The organism is Alitabrizicola rongguiensis, assembly GCF_021491355.1.
Lineage (GTDB): Bacteria > Pseudomonadota > Alphaproteobacteria > Rhodobacterales > Rhodobacteraceae > Aliitabrizicola > Aliitabrizicola rongguiensis.
The window spans coordinates 180,718-203,239 of record NZ_JAKENF010000005.1 but is presented as its reverse complement, the minus strand read 5'-3'; the positions used below and the strand labels follow the sequence as shown (position 1 = coordinate 203,239).

General features: G+C 65.4%; 21 protein-coding genes. 12 read left to right on the top strand and 9 right to left on the bottom strand.

The features are described from left to right. Window positions 1-89: 89 nt before the first annotated feature. Window positions 90-788: a transcriptional repressor LexA gene (lexA, locus tag L0V05_RS19265; protein ID WP_234873122.1), complete on the top strand. Its 699-nt coding sequence runs from the start codon at window positions 90-92 to the stop codon at window positions 786-788. Here the strand turns inward: lexA and L0V05_RS19260 are convergent. Continuing rightward, on the bottom strand, window positions 782-2,860 hold the full coding sequence (locus L0V05_RS19260) for a ComEC/Rec2 family competence protein (RefSeq protein WP_234873121.1): 2,079 nt from the start codon (window positions 2,858-2,860) through the stop codon (window positions 782-784). The genes lexA and L0V05_RS19260 overlap by 7 nt on opposite strands. A gap of 94 nt (window positions 2,861-2,954) precedes the next feature. On the opposite strand from L0V05_RS19260, the gene gltX reads away from it, so the two are divergent. Beyond that, the gene (gene gltX / locus L0V05_RS19255) at window positions 2,955-4,382 is read left to right on the top strand and encodes a glutamate--tRNA ligase (RefSeq protein ID WP_234873120.1); all 1,428 of its coding nucleotides are present in this window, start codon (window positions 2,955-2,957) and stop codon (window positions 4,380-4,382) included. 78 nt (window positions 4,383-4,460) lie between these two features. Beyond that, complete coding sequence (gene gltA / locus L0V05_RS19250; protein ID WP_234873119.1) at window positions 4,461-5,756, top strand: citrate synthase; 1,296 nt, start codon at window positions 4,461-4,463, stop codon at window positions 5,754-5,756. A 101-nt stretch (window positions 5,757-5,857) separates the two neighbouring features. Here gltA and aguB read toward each other — a convergent pair whose 3' ends face one another. From aguB to L0V05_RS19235, 3 genes are all read right to left on the bottom strand, one after another. Further along, entirely contained in the window at window positions 5,858-6,730 is an 873-nt protein-coding gene (gene aguB, locus L0V05_RS19245; protein WP_234873118.1) for an N-carbamoylputrescine amidase, read from the bottom strand. Window positions 6,731-6,845: 115 nt separating this feature from the next. Beyond that, a complete protein-coding gene (locus L0V05_RS19240; protein ID WP_234873117.1) occupies window positions 6,846-7,913 on the bottom strand; it encodes a T6SS phospholipase effector Tle1-like catalytic domain-containing protein in 1,068 nt (355 codons plus the stop codon). A 175-nt stretch (window positions 7,914-8,088) separates the two neighbouring features. Then, window positions 8,089-9,234 (bottom strand): type III PLP-dependent enzyme, encoded by a 1,146-nt coding sequence (locus L0V05_RS19235; protein WP_234873116.1) that lies wholly within the window; start codon window positions 9,232-9,234, stop codon window positions 8,089-8,091. Between the two features lie 257 nt (window positions 9,235-9,491). Between L0V05_RS19235 and L0V05_RS19230 the strand changes: the two genes are divergently transcribed. Next, the gene (locus tag L0V05_RS19230; protein WP_234873115.1) at window positions 9,492-9,923 is read left to right on the top strand and encodes an Lrp/AsnC family transcriptional regulator; all 432 of its coding nucleotides are present in this window, start codon (window positions 9,492-9,494) and stop codon (window positions 9,921-9,923) included. A 9-nt stretch (window positions 9,924-9,932) separates the two neighbouring features. Further along, window positions 9,933-10,253, top strand: a complete 321-nt coding sequence (locus L0V05_RS19225; protein WP_234873114.1) for a hypothetical protein — start codon at window positions 9,933-9,935, stop codon at window positions 10,251-10,253. Here the strand turns inward: L0V05_RS19225 and L0V05_RS19220 are convergent. Continuing rightward, a complete protein-coding gene (locus L0V05_RS19220; protein WP_234873113.1) occupies window positions 10,250-10,855 on the bottom strand; it encodes a TetR/AcrR family transcriptional regulator in 606 nt (201 codons plus the stop codon). The two genes, L0V05_RS19225 and L0V05_RS19220, sit on opposite strands and share 4 nt — an antisense overlap. A gap of 104 nt (window positions 10,856-10,959) precedes the next feature. Between L0V05_RS19220 and L0V05_RS19215 the strand changes: the two genes are divergently transcribed. The 5 genes from L0V05_RS19215 (at window position 10,960) to copM (ending at window position 17,108) form a co-directional block, all read left to right on the top strand. Next, window positions 10,960-11,406, top strand: a complete 447-nt coding sequence (locus tag L0V05_RS19215; RefSeq protein ID WP_234873112.1) for an ABA4-like family protein — start codon at window positions 10,960-10,962, stop codon at window positions 11,404-11,406. Further along, on the top strand, window positions 11,403-12,227 hold the full coding sequence (locus L0V05_RS19210; RefSeq protein WP_234873111.1) for a hypothetical protein: 825 nt from the start codon (window positions 11,403-11,405) through the stop codon (window positions 12,225-12,227). The genes L0V05_RS19215 and L0V05_RS19210 overlap by 4 nt, the downstream gene beginning before the upstream one ends. Before the next feature lie 101 nt (window positions 12,228-12,328). Then, window positions 12,329-15,445 (top strand): valine--tRNA ligase, encoded by a 3,117-nt coding sequence (locus L0V05_RS19205; protein WP_234873110.1) that lies wholly within the window; start codon window positions 12,329-12,331, stop codon window positions 15,443-15,445. A gap of 121 nt (window positions 15,446-15,566) precedes the next feature. Continuing rightward, complete coding sequence (locus L0V05_RS19200) at window positions 15,567-16,685, top strand: pyridoxal phosphate-dependent aminotransferase (protein WP_234873109.1); 1,119 nt, start codon at window positions 15,567-15,569, stop codon at window positions 16,683-16,685. 60 nt (window positions 16,686-16,745) lie between these two features. After that, complete coding sequence (gene copM, locus L0V05_RS19195) at window positions 16,746-17,108, top strand: CopM family metallochaperone (protein ID WP_234873108.1); 363 nt, start codon at window positions 16,746-16,748, stop codon at window positions 17,106-17,108. A gap of 17 nt (window positions 17,109-17,125) precedes the next feature. Here the strand turns inward: copM and L0V05_RS19190 are convergent, their stop codons facing one another. Next, window positions 17,126-18,322 (bottom strand): pyridoxal-phosphate-dependent aminotransferase family protein, encoded by a 1,197-nt coding sequence (locus L0V05_RS19190; protein ID WP_234873107.1) that lies wholly within the window; start codon window positions 18,320-18,322, stop codon window positions 17,126-17,128. 115 nt (window positions 18,323-18,437) lie between these two features. Here L0V05_RS19190 and ygfZ point away from each other — a divergent pair, with 115 nt between their 5' ends. Beyond that, on the top strand, window positions 18,438-19,199 hold the full coding sequence (ygfZ, locus tag L0V05_RS19185) for a CAF17-like 4Fe-4S cluster assembly/insertion protein YgfZ (protein ID WP_234873106.1): 762 nt from the start codon (window positions 18,438-18,440) through the stop codon (window positions 19,197-19,199). Between the two features lie 43 nt (window positions 19,200-19,242). Here the strand turns inward: ygfZ and efp are convergent, their stop codons facing one another. Beyond that, window positions 19,243-19,806 carry an elongation factor P gene (gene efp, locus L0V05_RS19180; protein WP_234873105.1) on the bottom strand — a complete coding sequence of 188 codons (564 nt, stop codon included), beginning with the start codon at window positions 19,804-19,806 and terminating at the stop codon, window positions 19,243-19,245. Window positions 19,807-20,022: 216 nt separating this feature from the next. Between efp and L0V05_RS19175 the strand changes: the two genes are divergently transcribed. Next, on the top strand, window positions 20,023-20,346 hold the full coding sequence (locus L0V05_RS19175; RefSeq protein ID WP_234873104.1) for a DUF6280 family protein: 324 nt from the start codon (window positions 20,023-20,025) through the stop codon (window positions 20,344-20,346). A gap of 73 nt (window positions 20,347-20,419) precedes the next feature. On the opposite strand, the gene L0V05_RS19170 is transcribed toward L0V05_RS19175, so the two are convergent. Beyond that, window positions 20,420-21,028, bottom strand: a complete 609-nt coding sequence (locus L0V05_RS19170; RefSeq protein WP_234873103.1) for a hypothetical protein — start codon at window positions 21,026-21,028, stop codon at window positions 20,420-20,422. A 95-nt stretch (window positions 21,029-21,123) separates the two neighbouring features. After that, complete coding sequence (locus L0V05_RS19165) at window positions 21,124-22,521, bottom strand: TolC family outer membrane protein (protein ID WP_234873102.1); 1,398 nt, start codon at window positions 22,519-22,521, stop codon at window positions 21,124-21,126. Window position 22,522: the final 1 nt, after the last annotated feature.

The window sequence follows — 22,522 nt, the reverse complement described above, 5'->3', positions numbered from 1 at the left end:
CATTCCACGGAATGTGTTGACACAAACCGGGAACACGGGCAGAACATGTCAGGAACCAATCTGCGCCGCCAGACCGAGGATCGCGCCCGATGCTGACCCGCAAGCAACTGGAACTTCTGGATTTCATCCGCACCCGCATGGATGCCGATGGCGTCCCTCCATCTTTCGACGAAATGAAGGAGGCGCTGGATCTCAAATCGAAATCCGGCATCCACCGTCTCATCACCGCCCTCGAGGAGCGCGGCTTCATCCGCCGCCTGCCCCACCGGGCCCGGGCGCTGGAAATCCTGAAGCTGCCAGAGGCAATGGAACGGCCCGGTTTCTCGCCCAAGGTCATTCAGGGCGACCGACCCGCCGCACCTCCCGTTCCGCCGAAGAACGCCATCCCGGTCGAGGCGATCCACGCGATGGAACTGCCGGTCATGGGGCGCATCGCCGCCGGCGTGCCGATCGAGGCGATCCAGCACATCTCGCACCATGTCGCCGTTCCGGGCTCGATGTTATCGGGGCGAGGCCAGCATTACGCGCTGGAGGTCAAGGGCGACTCGATGATCGAGGCCGGGATCAATGACGGCGACATCGTGGTGATCCGCGAACAGTCCACCGCCGAGAATGGCGACATCGTCGTGGCGCTGGTCGAGGAACAGGAAGCGACGCTGAAACGCTTCCGCCGCAAGGGCAACATGATCGCTCTTGAAGCCGCAAACCCTGCCTATGAGACGCGGATGTTCCCCGATCACCTGGTGCGCGTCCAGGGCCGGCTCGTCGGGCTGATCCGCAACTACTGAGGCGGCGGCAGTACGATCACCGGCTGCGCCTTGGCCTGTCCGGTCCAGGCGCGGGTGGCACGGTTTGCAGGGACAAGACGCAACGCGCCGTCGGGCTCCAGCCAGCCGGCGATCGCGCCGCTCAGGGCCAGTTCGGCCCGATCGATCACCGTGCACCCCTCTGGCAGGTCGGCAAGGTCGGCGGCAAGGATTACCAGATCGTTCTCGCGGCAGGCTGGCCCGAGCGTTGACAGCGCTCCCTTCCCTTTAAGCACGATCCCGCGCCACTGCCCAAGCCGGAAGCGGCGGCGCGCCGGCGGGCCGGTGAAACCCTCGCGGCGCGCCGCCTCTTCTTGATCGGCAAGATCGCCATCATTTTCGAGCCAGTCCGCCGCCGCGAACCCCGCCCCCGTTGCGGTCGACAGCGCCCTGCCCTGTGGCCCAAGGATGCCCGCCAGCCCGCCATCGGCACTGACGAGCAGATCCGCGCGCGGCACGATCCCCCACAGCAGGATCGCAGCCAGTATCGGGGCGATGCCTATCCACCGGGCGCGCCCCTGCCAGATCACGAGCCACAACGCCCCAAGCGCCATTGTCGGCAGAACCGCCGGCACGGGCGCAGGAATGCCCGTAACCGCCCCCTCCCACCCCGCGACCAGATGTGCGACGGCAAGAATCCAGCGCGCGCCAACCTCCATCGCCCAGAGACCGGGCGCGGCAAGGCCGAACGGGGCAAGCAGCGCGGCGATCACCGCGCCCGGCATGATCAGCATCCCCATCACCGGGACGGTCAGCAGGTTGGCGATCATCCCGTAGTCCGTGAAGCGGTTGAAATGCCCGGCCCCGAGCGGGGCTGTGGCCAAGCCCGCGATGACGGTGGACAGGACTGCGACCATCACGACCCGGCCCCACCTTGGCAGGGTCAGGAGCCGAGGCCAGGACCGCAACGCATCGAACCCCGCAACAAGCGCGATGGTCGCGGCAAAGGACATCTGGAACCCCGGCGCCAACAGGCTGTCTGGCTGCCAGAGAAGCAGCAACGTCGCTGCCAGCGCCACGGCGCGCAGCGTGAAGGCGCGCCGGTCGGCCAACACCGCCACCAGCATCACCGCCACCATGACAAAGGCACGCTCGGTTGCCACATTGGCTCCCGACAGCGCGAGGTAGAAAGCGGAAACGGCCAGAGCCACCACCGCTGCGACCTTCTTCGAATTCACCCGCAGGGCCACGGGTGGCACGAGGGCGATGCCATAGCGGACCAGCGCGAAGACAAAGCCTGTCAGGAAGGCCATGTTCATCCCCGAAATCGCCAGCAGATGCGACAGGTTCGATGCTCGAAGGTCCTCGACCGTCACCTGCGCAATCTCGGACCGATCGCCGGTGACCGCCCCGGACGCGAAGGCCCCGGCCTGACCGGGAATGCGCGCCATGATGGCACCGGACAGATGGGCGCGCAGGCGATTGACCCATTCCTCACCCGGTGCCGCAGGCTCTAGCGCGAGAAGCGGTGAGCGGCTGGACCCGACCGCACCCAGCCCTTCGAAATAGGCCATCCGGCGGAAATCGAAGCCACCCGGCTCGGCCGGGCCAGGGGGCGGCGACAGGTTCGCGGTCACGATCACTGTCAGGCCGGGCCGCGGCTCGGTTTGCGGGCCAGTCCAGCGCAGCGTCACGCGAACGGTCTGCGGTGTCCGGTCGGGATCGACCCGGGACAGCACCACCCGGTCAAGAGTGACGCGGGGAAAGTCGGAGTCGGACCGGTCGATCTCGACCACCCGGCCCTGGACAGGGCCATAGTAGCGGAACTCCAGGACTGGAGCGGCGACGAGGGTCAGTCGAAGCCCGCAGGCCAAGAGGCCAAGGCAAAGGCAGACGGCGGCCCAGAAAGGCACCTGTAGGAGCTCCGGGGCCCGGAATGCGGCCACGCCGAAGGCAAGCGTCAGGACGCCCAACACCGCATAGAAGATCGGGCCCGGCTCCCATCCAAGCTGGAACCACAGGCCGATCCCGCAGGAGATCAGGACCGGGGCAAAGGGGAACAACGTACCGCGCGCCGCCGCGAGCGCCGTGAATGGATGACCAAGACGCCCCATGCGGCCGGGTTCCCGTGCTTGTCACTTTTCGCGTGATTGCCTAGACAGGCGGCAATTCTGCCCAGTTCATGGTTTCCGAAAGGTTAACCCGGTCATGACCGACGCCACATCCGCGCGCGCCGACGGCGCCAAGATCGTCACGCGCTTTGCGCCCTCGCCCACCGGCTACCTTCATATCGGCGGCGGCCGTACGGCGCTCTTCAACTGGCTGTTCGCCCGGGGGCATGGCGGCACCTTCCTGCTGCGGATCGAGGATACCGATCGCGAACGCTCGACCCCCGAGGCTACGGCGGCGATCCTGCGCGGCCTGACCTGGCTTGGCCTGGACTGGGACGGCGAGGTCGTGAGCCAGTTCGAACGCCGGGACCGCCATGCGGAGGTCGCGCGCGAGATGCTGGCGCGCGGTTCGGCCTATCGCTGCTACTCGACGCCCGAAGAGATCGAGGCCTTCCGCGAAGCCGCCCGCGCCGAGGGCCGCTCGACGCTGTTCCAAAGCCCCTGGCGCGATGCCGATCCCGCGACCTGGCCCGACGGCCCCTATGCAATCCGCATGAAGGCGCCGCGCGAGGGCGAGACGCTGGTGCAGGACGTGGTCCAGGGCACGGTGAAGTTCCGCAACGACCAGCTTGACGACATGGTGGTGCTGCGCTCGGACGGGACGCCCACCTACATGCTGGCGGTGGTCGTCGACGATCACGACATGGGCGTGACCCATGTGATCCGTGGCGACGACCACCTGACGAACGCCGCGCGGCAGCAGATGGTCTATGACGCGATGGGCTGGCCGGTGCCGGTCTGGGCGCATATTCCGCTGATCCACGGACCGGACGGGAAGAAGCTGTCGAAGCGCCACGGCGCGGTCGGGGTCGAGGAATACCAGCGCATGGGTTACCCGGCCGCGGGGATGCGCAACTATCTCACCCGTCTGGGCTGGGCCCATGGTGACGCGGAGTTCTTCACCAGCGAACAGGCGAAAGAGTGGTTCGACCTGGAGGGAATCGGCCGTTCGCCGGCGCGACTCGATTTCAAGAAGCTCGAGAACATCTGCGGTCAGCACATCGCGGCGACGCCCGATGCTGCATTGCTGCAAGAACTTGAGGCATATCTGGCCTCGGTCGGCCAACCTGCACTGGATGAGCAGCAGCGTGACCGGCTGTCGAGGGGAATGTACGCCCTGAAAGACCGCGCGAAGACTTTCCCGGAACTCATTGAAAAAGCGCACTTTGCGCTGGTTTCGCGCCCGATTGTTCCGGACACGGCAGCGGCAGGCGCCCTGGATACGGTATCCCGTGGTATACTGAAATCATTGACGCCGCGACTGCGAAATGCTAGCTGGACAAAGGGCGATCTGGAAGCAATCCTGTCGGAAGAGGCCTCGGCCCATGGTCTCAGCTTCGGCAAGATGGCCGCGCCGCTTCGTGCCGCATTGGCAGGGCGGACGGTAACGCCAAGTGTCTACGACATGATGCTCGTCATCGGTCGGGACGAGACGATCGGGCGGCTGGAGGATGCCTCGGCCTGACTGGCCCTCGCTTCCCTGCTGCACGACCGGGCCGACTACCGCCGGTCTGCCGGCGGCCACGCCAGATAGGGATGCATGATGGCTGAACCGAACAAATCCGCGACGCTCTCCATCGGAGACAAGACCTACGCCCTCCCCATCCATTCGCCGTCCCTTGGCCCGGATGTCATCGATATCCGCAAGCTTTACGGCGAGGCGGACGTGTTCACCTACGATCCCGGCTTCACCTCGACCGCCGCCTGCGAAAGCGCGATCACCTATATCGACGGCGACAAGGGCGAGCTGCTGTATCGCGGCTACCCGATCGAGCAGCTTGCCGAGAAATCCCACTATCTCGAAGTCTGCTATCTGCTTCTCTACGGAGAGCTGCCGACCGAAGCGCAGATGCGCGATTTCGAAAGCCGCGTGACGCGCCACACCATGGTGCATGAGCAAATGCACTACTTCTTCCGCGGCTTCCGCCGCGACGCGCACCCCATGGCGACGATGGTGGGCGTGGTCGGGGCGATGAGCGCCTTCTACCACGACTCGACCGACATCAACGATCCCTGGCAGCGCGAGGTCGCCGCGATCCGCATGATCGCCAAACTGCCGACCATCGCCGCGATGGCCTACAAGTATTCGATCGGCCAGCCCTTCGTTTATCCGAAGAACAGCCTCGATTACGCCGGCAACTTCCTGCACATGTGCTTCGCCGTTCCCTGCGAGGACTATGTGGTCAACCCGATCCTGTCCAAGGCGATGGACCGGATCATGACTTTGCATGCCGATCACGAACAGAACGCCTCGACCTCGACCGTGCGTCTGGCCGGGTCTTCGGGCGCGAACCCCTTCGCCTGTATCGCCGCCGGCATCGCCTGCCTTTGGGGCCCCGCCCATGGCGGCGCGAACCAGGCTTGCCTGGAGATGCTGCGCGAGATCGGCACGGTCGACCGCATTCCGGAATATGTCGCCAAGGCCAAGGACAAGAATTCGGGCTTCCGCCTGATGGGCTTCGGTCACCGCGTCTACAAGAACTTCGATCCGCGCGCGAAGGTGATGAAGGAATCGGCCGACGAAGTGCTCGACCTGCTCGGCGTTCACAACAACCCGCTGCTGCAGGTGGCCAAGGAACTGGAGCGCATCGCGCTCGAGGACGAGTACTTTATCTCGAAGAAGCTCTATCCGAACGTCGACTTCTATTCGGGCATCATCCTCGAGGCCATGGGCTTCCCGACCTCGATGTTCACGCCGATCTTTGCCCTGTCGCGGACCGTCGGCTGGATCAGCCAGTGGAAAGAGATGATCGCAGACCCGACCCAGAAGATCGGTCGTCCGCGCCAGCTCTACATCGGGCCGAAGCAGCGCGACTACATCGACCTCACCAAGCGCTGAGACTCGCAGACAGATAGGAAAGGCCCGCGATCGAATTCGCGGGCCTTCTCGATTTTTCTACGAAAAATCCGACCTCTGGATGAATTTTCGCAGAAAATTCGCTATGCGCGCCCGTCGAGTGTGGCCACTGCGCGATAGCATTCGGGCCGGCGGTCGCGGAACAGGCCCCAGGTCCGGCGCAAGTCCTCGATCGCCGCAAGGTCGAAGCGATGGACAAGGATCTCCTCGGCCTCGCGCGACGCCTTCGCCACCAGTTGTCCGGCGTGATCGCTGATGAAGGACGAGCCGTAGAAGGTCACCGCGGTGCCTTCCGGCGCCGTCTCGGTACCGATCCGGTTCGAGGCGATCACCGGCATGATGTTTGCTGCCGCATGGCCGCGCATCACCATTTCCCAATGCGGCTGGCTGTCATAACCCGGCGCCGGCGGCTCCGAGCCGATGGCCGTCGGATAGAGGATCATTTCGGCGCCAAGCAACGCCATGCTGCGCGCCGCCTCGGGGAACCACTGGTCCCAGCAGATACCGACGCCGATCCGCCCGAACGCGGTGGACCAGACCTTGAAGCCGGTATCGCCGGGCGAGAAGTAGTATTTCTCCTCATAGCCGGGGCCCTGGGGGATATGGGTCTTGCGGTAGAGACCCAGAACCGCGCCATCGGCATCGATCATCGCCATGCTGTTGAAATGCGCCGGCCCCGCCTGTTCGAAGAACGAAAGCGGGATCACTACGCCCAGCTCCTTCGCCAGGGCCGAAAACCGCTCGATGAGTGGATGTCCCGCCATCGGTCGGGCAAGCCGGAAATACTCGGTCCGCTCGGTGATGCAGAAATACGGCGCCTCGAATAGTTCCTGAATCAGCACGACCTCGGCCCCCTTGGCGGCGGCGGCCCGGATCAGCGCCTCGGCCTTGTCGGCATTGGAGGGCAAATCCCAGGAACAGGCGAACTGGGTGGCGGCGACGGTGACTTGGCGCATTGCGTGACTCCCTGACTGGGGCGCAAGGTGCCAGTCCTCGCGGGGGAAGGAAAGCGGGTGCCGTTTAGCCTTGTCAGGCGATGCCTCCGGCAGGAGTATCTGGGCAAAGAAGAAATCAGGTGATGCGCGGCTGATACCGCCCGATGCCGCGCTGACCGACCGAGGGGTGCAGGTGTTCGGACCTGTCCTGCCCTGCCCGTCGGCGCCGGCGCATGAGGAACAGCACCCCCCACCCCGACCAGGTGCCGATCATCGGCGCCTCCGGGTCGCAGGGAAAACGGGCCCGCCAGCGATGTGGCAGGGGCAGGCCGCAGACTTCGGCCCGTTCCAGCATCCAGACGAGCGAAATGTTCGACAGGGGCCGCGAGTCTTGACGGCCTTCGAGTTGACCGCCGACATCGCCATGCGATCCGGGAAACCACATCTGCTCGGCATTGCCTTGCCAGCCGGGGGGAGACGTCCAGAGGACCGGTGCGTAGGCCTCGCGCGTTTCGTCGAGCGCCAGCGCATGAAAGCCATGGCGGATATGGCGACCAAGATGGGTGGTGTGAAATGCGTGGTCCTTTTCGGTGAGCATCCACAGCAGCGGCAGGCGCAGGCCAAGCGCCTTGACCGTATCCCAGACGCCGATCATCTGGATCTCGACCCCGGGATGGCAATGCGCGGCGGCGTAGGCGCGCGCGGCGGGGCTGTCAGGATCGGTCTGGTAGTGACGGTAGGCCAGAGTCACCGCGCGTTCAGTCGCGGCTTCGGGCCGCAGCAGACCGACGCGGTCGATGACCCCGGCAAGCGATCGGACGGCATAGGCGCCGCGGGAATAGCCGAAGAGGAAGATGCGGTCGCCAGGCCGGTAGCGCGAGGCGAGAAAGCCATAGGCGCGGCGGATCTGGCGGTTCAGGCCCTTCCCCTGGATCACGTCACGGGTCTGGGCCCAACTCGTCCACTGGATGCCGGGTTCATAGTAGATCGACAGACAGGACTTCTTGCCGCCTTCGCGCAGCAGGCGGAAGGTCAAGCCGGCATTGCTCTCGTGACCTGGTTGCAGCGAGGACATGGTGCCGTCCAGGATCACGACATGATCGACCGGCTGCCGCCCCGGTCCACGCGCTCGCAGCGGGTCGGGGGTTGTCAGGGCAACGGGCGGACGGCGAAGCCAGCGGGACAGTCGGTCGATCAGGCGCATGGTCCGCCTCCACCACAGCAGAGGCGGTCGCAAAGGACACAAAAGCCCGCATGCCGCGTGCGGGCGGATTGCGGGCTGAAACGGAATTCGGTCAAAAGCGACATGGGCTTGCACCCCGATCCTTAGAGATCAGGGTAGCTCTCCGGCTGGGTTTGTCCAGCCGGAGCTGCCGGTATCAGACCTTCAGCGACAGGACCGTTGCCATCGAGAGATCACCGAACCCGTTGAAGCGGGTATTGGTGACAGTCGAGTAGGCCCCGACACCGGCGAACAGCAGGCAATCGCCTTCCGCAATGTCCGCCGGCAGCGCGACATCGCCCGGGAGGCGGTCGATCGAATCACAGGTCGGGCCGAAGATGATGAAGTCCTTCGTCGCGGTTTCACGGACCACGCCTTCCGGGGTGACGACCGCAAGGCGGTCGATCATGCCGGTGATCGGGAGTTCGAAGAGCGACCCATAGACACCATCGTTCAGGAAGACATGCACGCCATCCCGCACCGCCTTGACCGGGCAGGCCACGGTGAAGGCATCCGCGACAAGGCCGCGGCCGGGCTCGCAGACCAGCGCCGGACGGTCATCGCCGAAGGTCTCGCCGGTGACGCGATCGATCAGGGCGAAGATCGCCTCGAGCTTCGGCTGCTCGGCCGATTTGCGGTACGACGGGAAGCCCCCGCCCACGTTCAGGCGCGCGATCCGGACATGGGCGCCCTCGGCGATGCGGCCGGCGGCGCGGATGTAGTGCTCCCATGCGTGGGGATCGGTGCACTGGGTGCCCGGATGGAAGGTCAGCGAGGGGATGAAGCCCGCCTCGGCCACACGCTTCAGAAGGACCGTCGCAAGCTCCACCGTCGCGCCGAACTTGGCGCCGAAGTTGTACGCTGCGCCATCAACCGGCAGCTTGAAGCGCACGGTGATTTCGGTGCCGCGGGCCGGCACCAGTTCGATCAGCTTTTCCAGCTCCGACGCCGAATCGACGGAGTAGGACACGACGCCGTTCTCGACCGCCATGGCAATCTCGGACCGCGAGCGGACGGGGTTGTTGTAATGCATCGCCGCCTCGGGGCAGAGGCGCTTGATCAGGCGGATCTCGACCGGCGAGGCCACGTCGAAGCCGCGGATGCCGGCGGCGGCGAGGTTCTCGACCACCACCTCTTCAGGGTTCGACTTGACGGCATAGGTCACGAGGCCCGGGAATCCGTCGAGGAAGCGGCGGGCGGTGGCCTGCAGCACGGCAGGCGACATGAACAGCACGGGGTTCTCCGGCTGGTTCGAACGGATGAATTCGGACGGATTGGTCCAGATCGTCTTCGAGAGTCCCATCGGCGTTGTCCTTCTTTTTTGCCAACAGAACGCAAGCCCTCTTACCCCGGCTAGACGGGTCGGGAGACGCTTACGCGGTCTATCCAACCAGGCCAGGTGCGTATGAGCCGCCCTTTTCCTGAAAACGAAGCGGGTTCGGTGCCTGTCGTCCGTAACCCGTAATCAAGGATGCCGCATATGTATGACAACTTCACCGATCAAAAGAGTAGATTTGCGGTGAAGTGGCGTTATTATGACGAAAACGCCGGTCAAATTGCATGGATGAACTCGATAGGAACATTCTGGGGCTTCTGGGGGCCGATGCGCGGATGTCGATCGCGACTCTGGCACGGCGGCTGAAGGTTGCGCGTTCGACCATCCAGGCCCGGCTGGAGCGGCTGGAAACCTCGGGCGTGATCGTCGGCTACACGATCAAGCTGGGCGAAGCTGCACGCGAAGGGCGGCTCCGCGCCTCGGTCCTGCTGACGGTCGAACCGCGGGCGCAGGCCAACATCCTGACGCGGCTGAAGGCGATTCCCGAGGTGGAGCGGGTATTTACCACGTCCGGGCGTTTCGACCTTCTCCTGCAGATCGCCGCGCCGACGACCACGATCCTCGACACGGTCCTCGACCAGATTGGCGCGATGACCGGAGTCAGGTCCTCGGAAAGCCTGATCCACCTGTCGACGCGGATCGACCGGGCGGTGTAGAATGGCACCATGAGCAAGCTGCCCGAATCCCAGGCCGAAAAGCTGGCGCGGACATCCGAGATTTACCGCCGGATGCGGGCCGAGGTGCAGCCGCCTTCGCTGGCTGGGCAGGCCACTGCGGAGCAGGAGCGGCTGTTTCAGCCCGCCCCCCCACATCCCGTACACCTGCGATCCAACATTCCGCCGAGTCCCGCGCCCTTGCCCGCCGCTCCCGTGACCGTCGAGCCCGATTTCGTGCGACGACTTTTGACCCGCCGCCCCGACCGGCGGGAACTGGTTCTGCTTGCGGTCGTTGCTGTCGCGGTTCTTTACTCGATCCAGCCCTTCTAGGGGCTGGGAGCCGGCAAAACGCGGCGCAGGATCTCTGCCACCGCCGCGTCGCGCGCCTGCGGACCAAGCGCCATGAGCGGCTTCAAGCGCCCGGATGCCAGCAGATCGGCGATGCCATGCGCGGTTGCCCAAATGGCGGCGATGTCCAGCGGGTCTTTGCTGCCGAGCGCCGCAACTCCACCTTCGAGATGGCGGAAGGCGGCCTCCGAGGTGGAGCAGAGCGGATCGGTTTCGAAGACTGGCCGGTCAGAGGAAAACATCAGCCGGAACAGGGCCGGACGCGCCAGCGCAAAGTCGACATAGCCAAGACCGGCCGCAAGCATCTGGCTTCGCGGGTCATCCGCCGCCTGCTTCTGACGCGCCATCTGCGCGGCCAGAAACAGGCGGAAGCCTTCAGCCGCCAGCGCTGACAGGAGGCCCTGCACATCGCCGAAATGATGCGCGGGGGCGGCGTGGCTGACTCCTGCCCGCCGGGCTACGCTGCGGAGCGAGAAAGCCTCAATCCCTGCTTCGGCAAGCTCAGCCTCTCCGGCGGCCAGAAGCGCGGCGTGCAGGTCTCCATGATGGTAACGGGGTCGGCTGTCAGCATCGGTCTCGGTCATGGCGACTGCTTACGTCCAGATCTTGTCACTGTCAAATTTTTATCTTGACACTGACAAGAACCTCGCCATCCTTGCATCTGTCCACTGTCAAGATGGAGTGCAAGATGCCCGACCCCGACCTGTTTTTCTCTGCCGCCAATCTCCTTGCACTGGTCGGCTGGATCGTGCTGGCCCTGTCGCCGCTTTCGCCGCGCTGGTCGGACCGGATTTCCGGCTGGGCGATCCCGCTGACGCTGTCGGTCGGCTACACGGCGCTTGTCCTTGCCTTCTGGTCGCGCGCCAATGGTGGCTTCGACACGCTGCCGAATGTCATGGCCCTGTTCGACCAGCCGCAGATCGCGCTGGCGGGCTGGGTGCATTACCTCGCCTTCGACCTGTTCGTCGGCGCCTGGATCACGCGCACCGCCCGGGCGGAAGGTGTGTCTCACCTCCTCGTCCTGCCCTGCCTCGCCCTGACTTTCCTCTTCGGGCCGGCTGGGTTCCTCACCTTCTCGGCGCTTCGCCTTGCCCGCCGCGCCGGCACCCCCAGCCAAACGGAGTTCCCTGCATGACCGCCCTTGCCTTCGCCCCGCCCCGCGTAAACCTCCTCGACCAGATGCGCGCCGATGCACCGGCCCTGACGACTTTGGCGCTCTTCCTGCTTCTGTCTGTAATCCCGACCTCGGCTGCGCTCTGGCTCGACGACCGCAGCCATTTAGGCGAGCCGATCTGGCTGAAGCCGCTGAAATTTGAGATCGCCCTGTTCATCTACGTCGTGACGCTCGCCTTCTTCGCCCGCTGGATACCGGACACGACACGCGCCGCCCTGTCATTTCGCGCCTTCACGGCGGTAGTGATCGCCTGCATCCTGGCCGAGATGACCTGGATCGGTGGCGCGGCGGCGCTTGGGACCGGATCGCATTTCAACATCTCGACCCCGGTCTGGGCCGCACTCTATCCGCTGATGGGGATCATCGCGATCACGTTGACCTCGGCGAGCCTCGTCTGGGGCATCCTGATCTGGCGAAACGGTGCAACCGGCCTGACCCCGGCGCTGCACCTGTCGGTCGCGCTCGGGCTGGTCCTGACCTTCGTTCTGACCGTGATCGCCGCCAGCGTCCTCGCGCAGGGCACCGGGCATTTCGTCGGCACGCCGCAACCCGGCGATCCCCGCGTGCCGGTCATGGGCTGGTCGCGAACGGTCGGCGACCTGCGCGTGGCGCATTTCTTCGCCACCCATGCCATGCACGGCCTGCCGTTGATCGGCCTTCTGGTGGCCTATCTGCTGCCGGCCGGACCGGGGCGCACGATTGTCTGGCTGTCAGGCGCCACTTACGCCCTTCTGACCTTCGGACTGATGGCGCAGGCGCTCGCCGGGCGGCCGGTCTTCTGACCCCTCTACGGTGCGGGCGAAGGCAGTCTTCGCCCGCAATCCGCTTCCCCTTCCTGCCCGCGCGCGGTAGACACCAGCGCGGAACAAGCGGGGCCAGACCGATGCCGATGGAAAAGACCTTCAACGCCGCCGAGGCCGAAGACCGGATCTACGCGATGTGGAACAGCCGGGGCGCCTTCCGCGCCGGCGCCAACGCCAAGCCGGGCGCGCCGCCCTTCTCCATCATGATCCCGCCGCCGAACGTGACCGGCTCGCTCCACATGGGCCACGCGTTCAACAACACGCTGCAGGACATCCTGACCCGCTGGCACCGGATGCGCGGCGACGACACGCTCTGGCAGCCCGGCACCGACCATGCCGGCATCGCGACCCAGATGGTGGTCGAGCGCGAACTGGCCCGCACGCAGCAGCCCTCGCGCCGTGAACTGGGCCGCGCCGCCTTCCTCGAAAAGGTCTGGGAACAGAAGCAGAAGTCGGAATCGACCATCCTCGGCCAGCTGAAGCGCCTTGGCGCTTCCTGCGACTGGGACCGCACCGCCTTCACCATGTCCGGCGCCCCGAACGCCCCCGAAGGCGAGACCGGGAACTTCCACGACGCGGTCATCAAGGTCTTCGTCGATCTCTATGAGAAGGGCCTGATCTATCGCGGCAAGCGGCTGGTGAACTGGGACCCGCATTTCGAGACGGCGATCTCTGACCTCGAGGTCGAGAATATCGAGGTGAAGGGTCATATGTGGCACTTCAAATACCCGCTCGCGAACGGCGCGACCTACCGCTATGTCGAGAAGGATGCGGAAGGCAAGGTCGTGCTGGACGAGGTCCGCGACTACATCTCGATCGCCACGACCCGACCCGAAACGATGCTGGGCGACGGCGCGGTGGCCGTGCACCCGTCGGACGAACGCTATGCCCCGATCGTGGGCATGCTCTGCGAGATCCCGGTCGGCCCCAAGGAACACCGCCGCCTGATCCCGATCATCACCGACGAATACCCCGACCCGACCTTCGGCTCGGGCGCGGTCAAGATCACCGGCGCGCATGACTTCAACGACTATGGCGTGGCGCAGCGGAACGGCATTCCCCTCTACCGGCTGATGGACACCAAGGGCACAATGCGCGACGACGGCGCGCCCTATGCCGAAGAAGCGGCCAAGGCGATGGCAATTGCCCGTGGCGCGGCCTTCACGGAAACCGAGGTGGATGCCATCAACCTCGTCCCGGACGAGTTGCGCGGTCTCGACCGGTTCGAGGCGCGCAAGCGCGTGGTCGAGGCGATCACCGCTGAAGGCCTGGCGGTGACGGTGCTGGTCAAGTCCATCGATCCCGAAACCAACTCCGAGCATCTCGAACGGGTGCCCGTGGTCGAGAACAAGCCGATCATGCAGCCCTTCGGCGACCGCTCGAAGGTGGTCATCGAGCCGATGCTGACCGACCAGTGGTTCGTCGACACCGCGAAGATCGTGCAGCCCGCCATCGACGCTGTGCGCAACGGCGACACCCAGATCCTGCCCGAGCGCGATGCCAAGGTCTATTTCCATTGGCTGGAGAACATCGAGCCCTGGTGCATCAGCCGCCAGCTCTGGTGGGGCCACCAGATCCCGGTCTGGTACGGCCTGCCGCTGGCCGCCCCCGGCTTCCGTGACGACGAGGGCGACGAGGCGCTGGACGAGGTCGAGCTGACCGAGATCCTGACCGACCTGCCCTCGACCGCCGTGCCGATCCATCACTGCGCGGCCTCGGTCGAGGCCGTGGGCGAGAAGTTCAAGGATGATCTCGCCGCCCTGCCCCATCCCATGAACCATGCCCGCGTGGTCGAGGTCGCCGACCGCCAGGCGGCGATGGACGTGCTGGCGCAGGGGCTGGCCGACTACGCCGTGTCTCAGGACCCGACCCATATCGTCTATCCGGTCTGGCGCGACCCCGACGTTCTCGACACCTGGTTCTCCTCGGGTCTCTGGCCGATCGGCACGCTCGGCTGGCCGGAGGCGACGCCGGAGCTGAAGCGCTACTTCCCGACCAGCGTTCTCGTGACCGGCTTCGACATCATCTTCTTCTGGGTCGCCCGGATGATGATGATGCAACTGGCCGTGGTGAACGAGGTTCCCTTCCGCACCGTCTATGTGCATGCCCTCGTCCGCGACGAGAAGGGCAAAAAGATGTCGAAGTCGCTCGGCAACGTCCTCGACCCGCTGGAGCTGATCGACGAATTCGGCGCCGATGCCGTGCGTTTCACCCTGACCGCGATGGCAGCAATGGGCCGCGACCTGAAGTTGTCGACGCAACGCATTGCCGGCTATCGCAATTTCGGCACGAAGCTCTGGAATGCCTGCCGCTTTGCCGAGATGAACAACGTCTGGGAAGGCCACGAAACCCAAGTGGCACCCCCTGCGGCCACCGCCACCGTCAACCGCTGGATCATCGGCGAGACGGCGCGCGTGCGGGCCGAGGTCGATGCGGCCCTGGACGAGTTCCGCTTCGACCAGGCGGCGAACGCGCTTTACGCCTTCGTCTGGGGCAAGGTCTGCGACTGGTATGTCGAATTCGCCAAGCCGCTTTTCGACGGCGCTCAGGCCGAGGAAACCCGCCAGACCATGGCCTGGGTTCTCGATCAGTGCATGATCCTCCTCCACCCGATCATGCCCTTCGTGACCGAGGAGCTGTGGCAGACGACCGGCGAGCGCCACAAGATGCTCGTCCATACCGACTGGCCGACCTACGGCGAGGAGCTTGTGGATGCCGCGTCGATGCGCGAGATGACCTGGGTCACCGGCCTTATAGACGAAATCCGCTCGGCCCGCGCCGAGATGCATGTGCCGGTGGGCCTCAAGCTCGACATGGTCAATCTCGGCCTCGACGAGGCGGGCAGGGGTGCGCTCGCTCGCAACGAGGCGCTCATTAAACGCCTCGCCCGGATCGAGGCGATCACCTCGGCTGCCACAGCCCCGAAGGGCGCGGTGACGATCCCGGTGGAGGGCGGCGCCTTCGCCCTGCCGCTTGAAGGTGTGATCGACATCGCCGAGGAGAAGGCACGCCTGTCCAAGGCGCTGGACAAGCTCGGGAAAGAGATCGGCGGCCTCAAGGGCAGGCTGAACAACCCCAACTTCGTCGCCTCCGCCCCGGAAGATGTGGTCGACGAGGCCCGCGGCAATCTGGAAGCCCGCGAGGAAGAAGCCGCGAAGATCCAAGCAGCGCTGAAGCGCCTCGCCGAAATCGGCTGAGCGTCTTCTGTTCTCAAATATCCTCGGGGGTGAATTGGCCGACAGGCCAAGAGGGGGCGGAAAGCCCCCTCCGCCGCCGCCGGGCCTTGCGCAACCAATCCCTTCCAGGTGACATGCCCGCATGACCGGACCGCGCTACACCCCACTCGTCGACAGCCTCCCCGCCACCGTGCCCTTCGTCGGCCCCGAGACGCAGGAGCGGCGCATGGGCCGCGCCTTCGCCGCCCGGCTTGGCGCCAACGAGAATGTCTTCGGCCCCTCGCCCAAAGCCGTCGAGGCGATGGCCGAGGCCGCCCGCGACATCTGGATGTATGGTGACCCCGAGGCGCATGACCTGCGCGCGGCGCTCGCTACACATCTGGGGGTGACGTCGGCCCATGTGATGCCGGGGGAAGGCATAGACGGGCTTCTGGGCCTGCTGGTGCGGCTGACCATAGGGCCGGGCGACAAAGTTGTGACCTCGGACGGTGCCTATCCGACCTTCAACTTCCACGTCGCGGGCTTTGGGGGCACGCTCCACAAGGTCCCCTACCGCGACGACCGCGAGGATCCGGAAGCGCTGATCGCGGCGGCGCAGGCGCTCCGCCCGAAGCTCATCTACTTCGCCAACCCCGACAACCCCATGGGCACCTGGCACAAGGCCGGGAATGTCGAGCGGATGATCGAAGAGGTGCCGGATGGAACCCTTCTGATCCTTGACGAGGCTTATCTGGAATTTGCGCCCGAGGGCACTGCGCCCAAAGTTGATCCCGACAATCCCCGTGTGATCCGGATGCGCACCTTCTCCAAGGGCTACGGCATGGCGGGGCTGCGCGTGGGCTATGCCATCGGCGCACCGGGCGTGATCGCCGCCTTCGACAAGGTGCGCAACCATTTCGGTCTTGGCCGCATCGCCCAGGCGGGCGCCATCGCGGCGCTGGCGGATCGGGACTGGCTGGCCCAAGTGCAGGCCGAGGTCGCATCCGCACGTGATCGGATCGCAGAGATCGCGCGGGCCAACCAGCTGTCGCCCCTGCCCTCGGCCACCAATTTCGTGACCATCGATTGCGGTCGCGATGGCGCCTTTGCCCGATCGGTGCTGGCGCAACTGATCGAGCGCGGCGTCTTCATCCGCATGCCTTTCGTTGCGCCGATGGACCGCTGCATCCGTATCAGTTGCGGACGCCCAGAGGACCTGGACCGGCTGGCCGAGGCGCTGCCGCTGGCCCTGACCGCCGCAGTGGACCTCACGAAAAGCTGATTGGCCTTCCAACGGTTGGAAGGCGGCAGGCTGCGCGCATTAGATCCAGAGGAGACCCCGATGCGACTGTTCGCAATCCCACTTGCCCTTGCCGCCCTGACCCTGCCTGCCCTGGCCCAGGAAACCATGTCGGGCCATGACATGAACCACATGGCCTCGGGGGCGGAGGCCCCGTCGACCGAAGCCTTTCTGGCGGCCAATAGCGCCATGCATGACGCCATGATGATCGAATTCACAGGCAATGCCGATATCGACTTCGTCCGTGGCATGATCGGCCACCATCAGGGCGCGGTCGCCATGGCGAAGATCGAACTGGAATACGGCACCGATCCCGAGGTGCGGAAGCTCGCCGAGAATATCATCGCGGCCCAGGAGGCCGAGATCGCCTGGATGCAGGAGTGGCTGGCCAAGCACGGCCAGTAACCCCGCGCGCCCCGGGCTCAGCTGGCAATCACCGCCGCAGCCGCCTCGAGAGCGCCGGTCCCGTGCGGGATGTCGAGCGCCTGCATGCCCGCCTCGGCCACGGCCAGTGCGCCGAGCGTCATGTGGGCGTTCACATGCCCCATATGGGCGATGCGCAGGAAACCGTCGCCATGGGGATCGCCCGGCTCTGACATGCCAAGGCCGATGCCGAGCGTCACGCCCGCCTGGGTCTCGGTCCAGTCGCGCAGGCGGGTCGCATGCGGCGCCCCCATGCGCACCGAGGTGACTGACCAGCCGCGACAGGCGGGATCGGCCACGTTCAGCCGGATCTCGGGATTGCCGCGTCCCCAGGCCTCGACCGCCGCCCAGACCGCCCGGGCCAGGTGGTGATGCCGCGCCCAGACATTCGGCAGGCCTTCCTCGCCGATCATGTCGAGCGCCGCACGCAGGCCGAACAGGTGATGCGTTGGCGCCGTGCCGCAGAAATACTGCCAGAACTCGGTCGGACGCGCCCGCGGACCAACGGCCCAATAGGGCGTGCGCAGCCCGGCGCTTTCACTTGCTGCCATGGCGCGCGGCGACATCCACAGGAACCCGATCCCCGGCGGCGTCATCAGCCCCTTCTGGCTGGCGGCAATGGTCAGATCGACCCCCCAGTCGTCCATCCGGTATTCGTCGCAACCAAGCGTGGCGATGCAGTCGACGGCAAGAAGCGCCGGATGCCCGAGCGCGTCGAGCACGCTGCGGACCGCCGCGACATCGTTCTTCACCGAGCTTGCCGTATCCGTCTGCGTCATCAGCACCGCGCGGATCTCGCGCGTCCGGTCGGCCCTGAGCGCATCCTCGACGCGGTCGAGATCCATCGGCGCCGGGCCGAAATCGAGCAGGGCCACCTCGACCCCAAGCCCGCGGGCGCTGTTGGCCCAGCCATGGCCGAAGAGACCCGAGGCGAGCACCAGCGCCTTTTCCCCGCGGGAAAAGAGGTTGGTGTTGGCAGCTTCCCAGAGCGCATGGCCATTGCCGATATAGACCGCCACATCGCCAGTCGTACCCGCGAGCGCCTTCAGATCGGGCCAGAGACCCGCCACCATGTCGTGCAGAGCACCGGCATAGATGTTCGGCGCGCCCCGGTTCATCGCCTGCAGCACCCGCTCGGGGATCGTCGAGGGGCCGGGGATGGCCAGATAGGGGCGTCCATGGGCGAGGTTCGGCATCGGCGGTCTCCTGAGCAGATCTCCTGCCTAGGCTGAGGTCCCGACGAGGTCAACCGGCGGGCATTGTACCTTCCCGGCCCGCTCCTTATCCTTTTATCCAGCACAGGAGCACACGATGCAGGGCGAGGCGGCGGCAGACCGGACGGTGATCGGGCTTTCGGGGGCGGATGCCATCCATTTCCTGCACGGGCTCGTGTCGAACGAGGTTCGCCCGCTCGAGAAGGCAGCGGGCATCGTCTGGGCGGCGCTCCTGACGCCGCAGGGCAAGTATCTCGCCGACTTCTTCGTCGTGAACACAGGCGAGCGTTACCTGATCGACGTGAAGTCGGACCTCGCCCCCGCCCTGCTGAAACGGCTGACGATGTACCGCTTGCGCGCGGATGTGGCGCTGGAGGTGCTGCCGCTACATGTCCAGCGCGGGCTTGGCGACGCGCCCGCGGGGGCGATGGCCGATCCGCGCCATCCCGCGCTTGGCTGGAGGCTCTACTCCTCCGAACCGGGCGTCGCGCCATCGATCGACTGGGACGCGATCCGTGTCGAGCATCTGATCCCCGAGACCGGCATCGAACTCGTGCCTGAGGACAGCTACATCCTCGAGGCGGGATTTGAACGCCTGCACGGCGTCGATTTCCGCAAGGGCTGCTACGTCGGCCAGGAAGTGACCGCGCGGATGAAGCACAAGACGGACCTGCGCAAGGGTCTCGCGCGGGTGCGGATCGCGGGGGAGGCCGCGCCAGGCACGTCCGTGCTGTCGGACGGTAAGGAAGCGGGCACGCTCTTTACTCGGTCGGGCGACCGGGCGCTGGCGCATCTGCGCTTCGACCGCGCCGAAGGGCCGATGCAGGCCGGTGCGGCGCAGGTCTGGCTGGATGCCTGAACGAAATTTCTGATTTTTCGCAGAAAAATCGGATCGGAAGAGCTCAGACGCGCTCCGAGTATTCCATCAGCTCGGTATGGACCCAGATTTCCTCATCCTGACTGATGAAAGGGGGCACCATCAGCCGCACGCCATTGTCGAGCACGGCGGGCTTGTAGCTGTTTGCGGCGGTCTGGCCCTTCACCACCGGCTCGGTCTCGACAACCGTGCAGCGGACCTTCTGCGGCAGACGGACCGACAGCGGCTCATCGCCGAAGTATTCGACAATCGCGGTCATGCCGTCCTGCAGGAACGGCCGGCGGTCGCCCAGAAGTTCTGCATCGATCTCGATCTGCTCGAAGGTTTCGGCATCCATGAACACCAGTCGCCCGTCGGTTTCGTAAAGGAACTGCTGCTCCTTGTTGTCGAGCCGGACCTCTTCGACCTTGTCTTCCGAACGGAACCGTTCGTTCAGTTTCCGGCCGTCGCGGAGGTTCTTCATTTCGACCTGCGCGAAGGCGCCGCCCTTGCCGGGCTTGACGTGGGAAACCTTAACCGCGGCCCACAGACCGCCATCATGTTCCAGCACAAAACCGGGTCGGATTTCGTTTCCGTTGATCTTCGCCATTTGTGGCAAAACCTTGACAAAGGGTTGAAGTGCGTTTGCCCGCCCCTATATCTCGGGTCCGAATGGCTGGCAATGCGACCAGATCATGTAGTCAGGGCCTATGAGCCATGCTAAGGATGCATGACAGTCATTCCAAACCAGAGCACCCGAATCGCGCCGCAATTGCCATATTCCGCGGCACGCCCAAAACGCAAGAGCAAGAAAAAGGACGACGAGATGGTCGATTTCGTTGACGGCACGGCTTTCAATTTCGAGCAGGGTCAGCGGGCCCGGAAGCTGTTTGCCGCCGTGGTACTTGCCGCGCTCGACGACGCGATCGCGGATGACAAGAAATACGGGAACGGTCCCGATCAGATCGCCCGGTGGGCGCGCTCGCGCGACGGGCGCGAAGTGCTGTCCTGCGCCGGGATCGACCCGAACGAGCGGGTCGTGAAGGGCCTGATGGAATTTGTGGCGAAGGGTGTGCGCACCTCGGTCGCGCTGTCGCGCGAGGAAAGCGAACGTCGCCACGCGCTGGAACTCGAGGCCGAGGCGGCCTGATCGCAATCTGCGGTCCCGGAAACCAAGAGGCGCGCCTTGTCGGCGCGCCTCTTGCATTCTGCGGTTTCGGGGATCAGCGGATGTCGTGCATCGCCAGAGCCCGGTTGATCTCGGCGCGGACGAGCTTGCGAACGCTGCGGGTGATCCGCTCTCCCAACTCGCCCTGAAGCTCCTCCCGGATGATCTCGCGCACCATCTCGCGCAGATCGTCTTCGCCGGGCGCCACTTCGTCCTCGGCAAGGAACGCGCTGTCGTCATTTGCTTCGGCACGGAAACGGACTTTCGGATCGTCCTCGACCGGCTCGGCCCCATCTTCTTCCGAAACGGCCGCGCCCCCGGCTTGGCCGAGATGCAGGCGCACCATGCGGTCGCGTTCGACATTCCACTGCGACGCCCAGTCCGAAGCGCCGGGCTCGCTGCCATCCGGTTCCCATTCGTCTTGCGCCGAAGAGAGGGCCGTTTCGACGACGGCCGCTGCAGCCTCGGTCGTAATGATCGAATGGAGATCAACCGGCTCCTCGGCCGCGTCATTGTCGGAGACGACCCGCAGGGCCGGCGTCAGGACCAGCTTTTCCACTGTCTTTACGTGGCCTGACGGCGGCGCGCGAAAATCCTCCGATACGAGCCGGCGAATAGAGGACAGCACATCCTCGATCTCGACATTCGTCATCGGTTCCGACATGCGCGCCTCTTGCAGCCTCGCACAGATGGTAGTCCCGCTTTGCGCCTGACACAACAGCCAGAGCGGAAATCCGTCGTTTCGCGATCAGCTACGGGTCAGTCCTGGCCGATGGTCTTGAGGATCCGATCAAGCTTCTTGCTTTGGGCGCTGTGGGCCGGGGCGTTGCGCACCGCGTTGTAGTAGGCCGCGGGATCGTAGGTCGGGATTCCAAGCTTCAGGTGGTCAACCGTCAGCAGCCCCATCGAGGCAAGCAGGCTGTAGGTGCTGACATAGCGCGTGGCCAGCACCCGCAGCCGCGAGGCGCGGGCATCGAGCAGCGTCTGCTCTGCGTCCAGCACGTCGAGCGTCGTCCGGGCGCCCAGATTCGCCTCTTCGCGGACGCCTTCGAAGGCGATCTCGGCCGCGGCAATCTGCTGCTCGGTCGAGGTCAGCGACGCCTCGGCGGCATCGAGGTCTGCCCAGGTGATGCCCACATCCTGCGCAACGACGACGCCTTGCTGCGCCAAATTGGCCTTCTGCGCGTCGCTGTTGGCGATTGCCTGACGCATGATCGACGCAAGCTGACCGCCGGCATAAAGGGTCTGGCTGAACTGCATCCCAAGACCGTTTTCCTGGAAGCCGCCGTCATTGACCGACAGCTGCGCCGTACCGCTGATCGAAGGGCGCATGTTGGCCTTCGCGCGCTGCACGCCGAAGTCGGCTGCGGCGACCTGGTATTGAGCCTGGCGAATGGCCGGATGGGTCCGAAGCGCGATCTGCTTGGCCTCGTCCAATGTCGCGGCGGTGCGCGGTGGCGGCGGCGGAGCGGTCAGGTTGCCCGGGTAATTGCCTGTCGCCGCCTTGTAGCGTTCCCGTGCCGAAGCAAGCGCACCCTGCGCGGCGACAAGGTTCGCCTCCGACTCGGCGACGCTCGACTGCGCCTGAGCGACGTCGGTGCGCGTGACTTCGCCGACATCGAACCGGTCCTGCGTGGCTTTCAGCTCTTCACTCAGCACCCGCACGTTGTTCTCGCGCAGCGCCACGATTTCCTGTTGAAGGCGCACATCCACAAAAGCGCTGATGGCCGCCAAAAGAACCTGCTGCTCGACCTGCAGAAGCGCCTCGCGCGTGGCCAGAACCGTCTGCCGCGTAGCTTCTATGGCATATTGGGTACGGCCGAAATCGTAGACCGTCATCGAAGCCTGCAGGCCGTAGTTGCCGGTCGTCCCCTCGACAGTGACCGGAAGGCCAAGCGAGGTAATGGTCTCGTTGTAGCCATACTGGCCCGAGGTGACGAACTGGATCACCGGGCGCAGAGAGGCGACAGCCTGCGCCACGTCTTCGTCGGCGGCGCGAAGGACAGCGCGGTTCTGCTCGATCAGGTTCGAGTTGCGGTAGGCAGATACCAGTGCGTCCGTCAACGTCTCGGACCAGGCCGGCGTCAGGCACGAACAGGCCAGCAGAGCCGCCGCCAGGATTGAACGGATTGGTTTCACGGTGCGCGCGGCCTTCATC

Excerpts from the sequence above, each read along its gene's own strand:
- L0V05_RS19165 (WP_234873102.1), bottom strand. The coding sequence starts at position 22,521 with ATGAAGGCCGCGCGCACCGTGAAACCAATCCGTTCAATCCTGGCGGCG.
- gltX (WP_234873120.1), top strand. The coding sequence starts at position 2,955 with ATGACCGACGCCACATCCGCGCGCGCCGACGGCGCCAAGATCGTCACG.
- copM (WP_234873108.1), top strand. The coding sequence starts at position 16,746 with ATGCGACTGTTCGCAATCCCACTTGCCCTTGCCGCCCTGACCCTGCCT.
- L0V05_RS19170 (WP_234873103.1), bottom strand. The coding sequence starts at position 21,028 with ATGTCGGAACCGATGACGAATGTCGAGATCGAGGATGTGCTGTCCTCT.
- ygfZ (WP_234873106.1), top strand. The coding sequence starts at position 18,438 with ATGCAGGGCGAGGCGGCGGCAGACCGGACGGTGATCGGGCTTTCGGGG.
- gltA (WP_234873119.1), top strand. The coding sequence starts at position 4,461 with ATGGCTGAACCGAACAAATCCGCGACGCTCTCCATCGGAGACAAGACC.
- L0V05_RS19220 (WP_234873113.1), bottom strand. The coding sequence starts at position 10,855 with ATGACCGAGACCGATGCTGACAGCCGACCCCGTTACCATCATGGAGAC.
- L0V05_RS19225 (WP_234873114.1), top strand. The coding sequence starts at position 9,933 with ATGAGCAAGCTGCCCGAATCCCAGGCCGAAAAGCTGGCGCGGACATCC.
- L0V05_RS19235 (WP_234873116.1), bottom strand. The coding sequence starts at position 9,234 with ATGGGACTCTCGAAGACGATCTGGACCAATCCGTCCGAATTCATCCGT.
- L0V05_RS19240 (WP_234873117.1), bottom strand. The coding sequence starts at position 7,913 with ATGCGCCTGATCGACCGACTGTCCCGCTGGCTTCGCCGTCCGCCCGTT.
- L0V05_RS19260 (WP_234873121.1), bottom strand. The coding sequence starts at position 2,860 with ATGGGGCGTCTTGGTCATCCATTCACGGCGCTCGCGGCGGCGCGCGGT.
- lexA (WP_234873122.1), top strand. The coding sequence starts at position 90 with ATGCTGACCCGCAAGCAACTGGAACTTCTGGATTTCATCCGCACCCGC.
- efp (WP_234873105.1), bottom strand. The coding sequence starts at position 19,806 with ATGGCGAAGATCAACGGAAACGAAATCCGACCCGGTTTTGTGCTGGAA.
- L0V05_RS19175 (WP_234873104.1), top strand. The coding sequence starts at position 20,023 with ATGGTCGATTTCGTTGACGGCACGGCTTTCAATTTCGAGCAGGGTCAG.
- aguB (WP_234873118.1), bottom strand. The coding sequence starts at position 6,730 with ATGCGCCAAGTCACCGTCGCCGCCACCCAGTTCGCCTGTTCCTGGGAT.
- L0V05_RS19215 (WP_234873112.1), top strand. The coding sequence starts at position 10,960 with ATGCCCGACCCCGACCTGTTTTTCTCTGCCGCCAATCTCCTTGCACTG.
- L0V05_RS19210 (WP_234873111.1), top strand. The coding sequence starts at position 11,403 with ATGACCGCCCTTGCCTTCGCCCCGCCCCGCGTAAACCTCCTCGACCAG.
- L0V05_RS19205 (WP_234873110.1), top strand. The coding sequence starts at position 12,329 with ATGCCGATGGAAAAGACCTTCAACGCCGCCGAGGCCGAAGACCGGATC.
- L0V05_RS19190 (WP_234873107.1), bottom strand. The coding sequence starts at position 18,322 with ATGCCGAACCTCGCCCATGGACGCCCCTATCTGGCCATCCCCGGCCCC.
- L0V05_RS19200 (WP_234873109.1), top strand. The coding sequence starts at position 15,567 with ATGACCGGACCGCGCTACACCCCACTCGTCGACAGCCTCCCCGCCACC.
- L0V05_RS19230 (WP_234873115.1), top strand. The coding sequence starts at position 9,492 with ATGGATGAACTCGATAGGAACATTCTGGGGCTTCTGGGGGCCGATGCG.